A 7,154-nucleotide genomic window follows, 5' to 3' on the forward strand; every position below is an offset into this window, starting at 1 on the left:
AGGTGTAGGGGCGGCTCAGCAGGCTCTCGGCGGCGTGGCAGACCACGTCCAGCCCCGCCGCCGCGATCACGCCCGCCGGGGCCGTGCGGGTCAGTTCGGGGTCCACCAGCGCCTGCGCGGGCCGCAGGGAGCGGTGGCTGATGCCGCTCTTGATCCCCAGCTCCGGCAGGTCGAGGATCGCCACGGTCGTCGCCTCCGACCCCGACCCCGCCGTCGTGGGAATCGCCAGCAGCGGGCGCAGCGGCCCCGGCACGGCGCGGCCCCCACCCACCGGGGGATTGACCCAGTCCATCACCGCGCCGCCGTGGGTGGCGAGCAGGTTGGCGACCTTCGCCGTGTCCAGCGTCGAGCCGCCCCCCAGCCCGACGAAGCCGTCGGCCCCCGACGCCCGCGCCGCTGCCCCCGCCCGCTCCAGGCTGGGCAGGTCCGGCTCGACCCGCACGTCCGTGTAGAGGATGACCTCCACCCCCGCCCCGCGCAGGCTCGCCAGCACGCGTCCAGCAGCCTCGCCCCCCGCCAGTGCCGGGTCCACCACCACGAAGGCGCGGCGCATGCCCAGCCGCGCCGCCTCCCAGCCCGCGTCGGCGGCGGCACCGGGACCGAACTTGAAGGGGGTGGCCTCGACCGTGAAGAGGGTCTCGCGGGGCGTCTCGGGAGCGGGGGGCTGGGGCATGGGTGAACCTCCTGCACTCCAGCCTACGGGGTCGGGGCGTTCAGGGCAGGCCGCGCGGGCCCGGGGCGTCCGCTCCGGTGCCGGTCGGGGCAGCCCCGGTCCCCCTGCTCGTCACGTGACGAGCACCCCCTCACCTTCCCAGCCGGGCGCCCATGGCCTACACTCGGGGCACGCACAATTCACCGTCCTGGCAGCCCTCCCCGCAGAAGGCGGCGGCCTGCCCGGCTCTTTCCCCCGAGGTGTTCCATGTCGCATGACCCCGAGCTGCACCTGCCCACCGAGCATCCCCGTCCCGTCGCCCCGGCCACCCCCACGGCGGGCCGCTACTGGCCGCCCGGCAAGCCCCGCCAGCTCACGCTGCCGCGCACCGGGCTGATGCACAACCTGCGCGTGTCGGCCGAGCGCTATCCCGACAAGACGGCGATGTGGTTTTACGGCCGCGAGCTGGGTTACCGCGAACTGCGCGAGTCCGCCGAGCGCCTCGCCGGGCACCTCGCCGCGCAGGGGGTGGGCAAGGGCGACCGGGTGGCGGTGTGGATGCAGAACAGCCCCGCCTGGGCCATCGCCGCACACGCCGCGTGGCACCTCGGCGCGGTCGTCGTGCCCCTCGCTCCCATGTTGCAGGCCCGCGAGTTCGGCTTTTTCCTGCAAGACGCGGGGATCCGGGTCGGCGTGGTCGGTGCCGAGCTGTACGAGAAGGCGAAGCAGGCCGATCTTGCCCACGCGGTCGTCGCCAACGTCATGGCGGGGACCGACGCGGAGCGGGCCGGAGTCCCGCTGCCGGGCGAACTGGACGTGACCCCCGACCTCCAGCCCGGCGACGTGACGCTGGAAACGGCGCTGGAGGCTGCCTCCGCCCCCGCCGCCGAGGTCGGCCCGGACGATCTGGCCGTCCTGCCCTACACCAGCGGCACGACCGGGCTGCCCAAGGGCTGCATGCACACCCACCGCAGCGTGCAGGCCAACGTGTTCGGGGCCGGGGCCTGGGTGGACGGCACGGTCGAGGACGTGTTTCTGGCGTCGCTGCCTTTCTTCCACGTGACGGGCTTCGTCAACAGCCTGCTCGCGCCCCTGAACGGCGGCGGCACGGTCGTGGCGCTCGCCCGCTGGGACCGCGACGCGGCCCGTCAACTGATCCGCGACCGCCGGGTCACCCTCTGGACAAACACGGCCACGATGGTCATCGACCTGATGGCGTCGCCGAAGTTCAATCCGGCGGACCTCGCCAGCCTGCGCAACGTGACGGGCGGCGGCGCGAGCCTTCCGGCCGCGATCGGGCAGCGGCTGCTCGACCTCACCGGGATCACCTTCACCGAGGGCTACGGCCTGACCGAGACGATGGCGCAGTCGCACTCCAACCCCAAGGGCCGCCAGAAATTGCAGTGCCTGGGGGTGGCCCTCTTCGGCGTGGACGCCCGCGTCCTCGACCTCGACACCGGGCGCGAGTTGCCCCCCGGCGAGATCGGCGAGATCGTGATGCACGGCGAGCAGGTCATGCAGGGCTACTGGAACCGCGAGGACGCGACTGCCGAAGCCTTCACCGAGCTGGATGGCAAGCGCTTTTTCCGTTCGGGCGACCTGGGATACATGGACGAGGAGGGCTACTTCTTCTTTACCGACCGCCTCAAGCGCATGGTGAACGTCTCGGGCATGAAGGTCTGGCCCGCCGAGGTCGAGAACCTGCTGCACGGCCACCCCGCCATTCAGGAAGCCTGCGTGATCTCGGTGCCCGACGACCGCACCGGCGAACGCGCCCGCGCCCTGATCGTGCTGAAACCCGGCGGGCAGGCCACCGCCGAGGAGATCGAGGCCTGGGCCCGGAGCCAGATGGCGAGCTACAAGGTGCCCCGCGACTACGCGTTCGTGGACAGCCTGCCGCGCGGGCCGACGGGCAAGGTGGCGTGGCGGCCCCTGCAGGAGCAGGCCCGCGCCGAGATGGCCGCCCGTCCGGGCTGAGCAGGAGTGAGGGGTGCGGAGGGCCGGATGACCCCCTCCCACAGGAAGTGGCCCGCGTCTGCCGGAAGGCACGCGGGCCACTTCTAAAGATTGTCTTCATGCAACGGGCACCGACGGCTGCTGGCCGCTGCCTATTTTTGCCGTATTTTTAAGCGTCCGGGAGTTGGTGGTCTGCCGCCCCGCCCCGTGTCCGTCCTCAGGNGATTGTCTTCATGCAACGGGCACCGACGGCTGCTGGCCGCTGCCTATTTTTGCCGTATTTTTAAGCGTCCGGGAGTTGGTGGTCTGCCGCCCCGCCCCGTGTCCGTCCTCAGGAGCCCGCCTGCCCCATGACCCCCACCAAATCCATCGAAATCCTGCTGGTCGAGGACAACCCGGCCGATATCCTGCTCACGGAAGAAGCCTTTGATGAGGCCCACTTTCCCCACCGCCTCCACGTCGCCCGCGACGGGGTCGACGCGCTGGCCTTCCTGCGGCGTGAGGGCCCGTACAGCGGGGCCGCGACCCCCGACGTGATCTTGCTGGACCTGAACATGCCGCGCATGGGCGGGCTGGAGGTGCTCGACGTGCTGAAGGTCGACGACGCGCTGCGGAATATCCCCGTGGTGGTCCTGACCACCTCCCGCGCCGAGAGCGACATCTGGCGGTCGTATAACCTGCACGCCAACGCCTATATTCCCAAGCCCGTCACCATCAGCGAGTTCGTGGACGTGATCCGGTCGTTCGAGAGTTTCTGGTTCGCCACGGCGGCCCTGTCGCCCCGGGAACGGCCATAAGTCCACGCGGCCGCCAGGGGCCCCCGGCCTCTGCCCCCGACCAGTGGTCTGTGCGTCCCAACCCGGCCCACGTCAGAAGGGGGGCAGGCCCGCAGGCACGCCCCCCTCCGGTCCGCCGCTGGGGTTACTTCGGCTCGTTGACCAGCACGATGCGGCCTTCCGGCTGCGCGTCGACGGTGGGGTTGGCCCTGAGGTAGTTCACCAGGATGTCGATGTCGAGGGTGCCGGTATCCAGGCGGCGGCCCTTGGCGTTCTTGAACACGTCGAAGCCGTCACCCCCGTTCGCGCTGAAGGTGTTCATGGCGACCGTGTAGGTCTGGGCGTCCCCGAGCGGCTGGCCGTTCAGGGTGACGGCAGTGACCCGGCTTCCGGCGGGCCGGGACAGGTCGAAGGTGTAGCTCATGCCCCTGGACACGTGCAGGAACTGGCCCTTGTTCTCGCTCCAGGTCGCCACGCCGTGTTCCAGCGCCCGCTTGATCTCGGCGCCCGTGAGGTCGAGGATCGTCAGCGTGTTGCCGAAGGGCTGCACGGTGATCGCTTCCTCGAAGGTGATCGGGCCCGCGTCGATGGAGGAGCGCACGCCGCCGCCATTGACGAAGGCCATGACGGCCCCGGCCCGCTGCCCGGCAGCCAGCGCCGCGTCGGCCAGCACGTTCGCCATGCCGCTCTCGCGCTTGCGGACGATCTCGCGGGCCCCGTTCAGGCCCGCCGCCGTGGTTCCGACGACCTGACGGCGCAGGTTGGCGATGGGCACGCTGAGCGTCTCGATCATGCGCTTGGAGGTCACGTCCTCGGCCACGTCCGCCGACACCACGATGGGGTTGCCTTCAAAGCTGTCGACCGCGCCCGCGTCGTTGAAGGTGACCTTCAGGCGGCCCAGCACCTTGCCCCACTCCCAGGCGGCGACCAGCAGGGTGCGGTTGCCGTCGGGATTGGGCACGATGGTGGGGTAGGGGCCTTCGGGGGCCGGGAAGTCCTTGTTGTCGAAGGTGCCCAGCAGGGTGTGGCTGTGGCCGCCCACGATCACGTCGATGCCGGGCACCGTCCTGGCGACCTGCTGCTCGACCGCGTACCCCAGGTGCGACACCAGCACGATCTTGTTGATGCCCTGGTCCTGCAAGGCCTTCACGCTGTTGTTCAGGCTGCCGGTCAGTTCGAGCATCTTCACGTTCGGACCGGGCGAGCTGATCAGCGGCAGGTCGGGCGTCACGGCGCCGATCACGCCCACCCGGTCGCCGCCCACGCTGAGGACCGCGTAGGGCTTGATCAGGTCGCGCAGCAGCGGTTCCTGGCTCAGGTCGAGGTTGGAGGCCAGCAGCGGGAACTGCGCCTTCTGGGCGAAGCGGGCCAGCGCCTCGGGGCCATTGTCGAACTCGTGGTTGCCCACGGCCATCGCCTGATAGCCCTGGTAGTTCATGAACAGCACGTCGGCGAGGCCCTGGTAGACGTTGTAGAACAGCGTCCCCTGGAAGGTGTCGCCGCCCGAGAGAATCAGCGGGTTCACGTCCTGCGCGGCGTACTGCCGGAGCAGGGTGGTCTGGCGGGCGTAGCCGCCGTAGGTGCCTTCCCCGACCTTGACCGGGTCGAGGTGCCCGTGCAGGTCGTCGGTGTGGAGAATGGTGACGGTGAGGGGCGCGGCGGTCGCAACGGACCCGAGCAGCGCGGCGGTCAGGAACCAACGTTTCATAACGGGTTCATGATAGGCGCCGGGAGCCCGTGGTGGGTGATGGTGAGGTCAGGCTCGCGCAGCGGGGCGGCGGGCCCCGGTGCCGGAAACCCGCCGCCCCGCCTGACCCGCCTCAGCGCTGGGTCTGGATGTTCACGCCACTGAGGTTGCCGCTGACCTGTACGCCGCGCGTCCCGGTGACGGTCTCGCCGGGGTTGGTCAGGGTGACGCGGGCGGTCAGGGTGTAGCTTCCCGCCGCCAGACCGTTCAGCGTGTAGGGGATGGTGCGCTGGTTGGTTGCCAGCGTGCCCGTGAAGGTCTTTCTTGCCACGACGCTGCCGCCCCGCCGGGCCTCCACGACGAGGTTATAGGTGCGGTTGGTGGGCGGCGTGGCCGCGAGGCGCTCGGCCTGAGCGATCGCGCCCTCCACATTGAGAATGCGGCCACCCTCCGCCTGCCGCGCTCCCGCCGTCAGCGCCTGGCGCACCTGCGCCGCCGTGAGGGCCGGGAAGGCGCCGCGCAGCAGGGACGCCGCGCCGCTGACCTGCGGGGCCGCCTCGCTGGTCCCGGCCCGCAGGGTGTAGCGCCCCAGCGCGACGGTCGTCAGGGTCAGGATGTCGTAATCGCTGGTCACGTAGCAGTTGCCCGTCCCCGTGCCCGCGTTGCCCCCCGGCGCCACGAGATCGAGCGCCTTCTGCCCCGCCAATGGGCGGGCGCTGTAGCAAGCCAGGCTGTCCCCCCGCCCGATGGCCCCCACTGCCAGGACATTGGGGTCGCTGGCGGGGTAGTAGAGCCCCTGATCGGGCGTGTTGCCCGCCGCCGCGACGACCACCACGTCGGCCCCGGCTGCCGCCTGAAGGGCCGAGCGAATCGCGGGGTCCGCCTGCGCGGGGCGCCCGACCTCCCCGGCGAATCCCAGACTCAGGTTGATGACCCGTGCTCCCTGCGCCACCGCGTAATTCAGGCCCGCCGTCAGGCTGGCGCTGGTCGCCCCGGAGATGCGCCCGTCGGTCCCGAAGACCTTCACGGGCAGCACCGTGCCCCCCCAGGTCAGCGCGGCGATGCCCTGCCCGTTGTTGGTGTTCGCGGCGATGATGCCCGCCGAACTCGTGCCGTGCCCGACGTCGCCCGCCGTGACCTCGGCGGGGTCGTCGTCGGTGCCCTGGCAGGTGTCGTTCACCAGCCGCGAGCAAAAATCCCGGCCCGGCCGCAGCCGCCCGGCCAGCTCGGGGTGCGAGCGGTCCACCCCGGTGTCCAGCACCGCCGTCAGCACGCTCGACTTGGGCTTGCCCAGGGCTTCGAGGCGGTTCCACCCTTCCAGCGCCCGGATGCGGGTGAGGTAGTCCTGATCGTAGAGGTACGGGCGGCCCGGCACGGCCAGCCCCGCGTTGTCCGGGAAGCCGGGGTCGTTGGGCACCGCCAGCGGGCGGTAGATCAGGTTGGGCTGCACGTCCAGCCCCGCCGCCGCGAGCCGCCCGGCGAAGGCTGCGTCGTCCTCGCCCGCCGGGGTCGCCGCCCGGCTGAGGTCGGTGCCCGGCACGGCCTGAAGCGTCACGCCCGACAGGACAGACAGGCCCTGTGCTCCCAGCTCCCCCGTCCCCGCGTCCCGGACCAGCACCTCGCCGGGAACGTGCGGCAACGCCCACAGCGCCTCCTGTTCGGCGGCGGTCAGCGAGGCCGCGCCCGCTCCCGGCAGCAGCACCTGCCCGCTGACCGAAAAGGTCGGGGTGCCAGGGTTCGGGGTGCCGGGAGGCGTGGGCCCTGTGGACGGGCCGCAGCCGACCAGCAGGGCACCGAGCAGCGCGGAACCGATCAGTTTTTGCATGGCTCCAGTGTGCTCCCGGTGAGAAGCAGCCGGATGACCCCGGCGTGAAAGGGGTGGTCAGACGGGCATCAGTTGCGGTAGCCGAGTTCCCAGCTCACCCCCGCCGCTGCCGCGTGCAAGGTCGCCAGCAGTATCTCGCGCCCGCGCAACCGGGCCGTCGGCAGGCTGACGCCCAGTGCGGCCAGCACCTCCCCGTCCGCCCCACGCAGCGGCACGGCCAGCCCCCCGGTTCCGGCGGCCCACTCGTCGGCGCTTTCC

Annotated in this window: 6 protein-coding genes; 2 read left to right on the top strand and 4 right to left on the bottom strand. The window is 71.3% G+C overall.

Features of this window, described 5'->3' with window-relative positions; translation table 11 throughout:
• A partial coding sequence (locus QOL99_RS13355) for an iron-containing alcohol dehydrogenase (RefSeq protein WP_285524530.1) occupies window positions 1-673 on the bottom strand: 673 nt, incomplete at its 3' end.
• A gap of 246 nt (window positions 674-919) precedes the next feature.
• Here QOL99_RS13355 and QOL99_RS13360 point away from each other — a divergent pair.
• Both QOL99_RS13360 and QOL99_RS13365 read left to right on the top strand, forming a co-directional pair.
• Entirely contained in the window at window positions 920-2,629 is a 1,710-nt protein-coding gene (locus tag QOL99_RS13360) for a long-chain-fatty-acid--CoA ligase (protein ID WP_285524532.1), read from the top strand.
• Window positions 2,630-2,958: 329 nt separating this feature from the next.
• Complete coding sequence (locus QOL99_RS13365; protein WP_285524533.1) at window positions 2,959-3,405, top strand: response regulator; 447 nt, start codon at window positions 2,959-2,961, stop codon at window positions 3,403-3,405.
• 124 nt (window positions 3,406-3,529) lie between these two features.
• Here QOL99_RS13365 and QOL99_RS13370 read toward each other — a convergent pair whose 3' ends face one another.
• From QOL99_RS13370 to QOL99_RS13380, 3 genes are all read right to left on the bottom strand, one after another.
• Window positions 3,530-5,092 (bottom strand): bifunctional metallophosphatase/5'-nucleotidase, encoded by a 1,563-nt coding sequence (locus QOL99_RS13370; RefSeq protein WP_285524534.1) that lies wholly within the window; start codon window positions 5,090-5,092, stop codon window positions 3,530-3,532.
• A gap of 112 nt (window positions 5,093-5,204) precedes the next feature.
• Complete coding sequence (locus QOL99_RS13375; protein ID WP_285524536.1) at window positions 5,205-6,896, bottom strand: S8 family peptidase; 1,692 nt, start codon at window positions 6,894-6,896, stop codon at window positions 5,205-5,207.
• Window positions 6,897-6,964: 68 nt separating this feature from the next.
• On the bottom strand, window positions 6,965-7,154 hold a 190-nt coding region (locus QOL99_RS13380), incomplete at its 5' end, for an IclR family transcriptional regulator domain-containing protein (RefSeq protein ID WP_285524539.1).

Origin of the sequence: Deinococcus rhizophilus (assembly GCF_030271215.1) — a bacterium.
In the GTDB taxonomy this organism is placed as follows: domain Bacteria; phylum Deinococcota; class Deinococci; order Deinococcales; family Deinococcaceae; genus Deinococcus; species Deinococcus rhizophilus.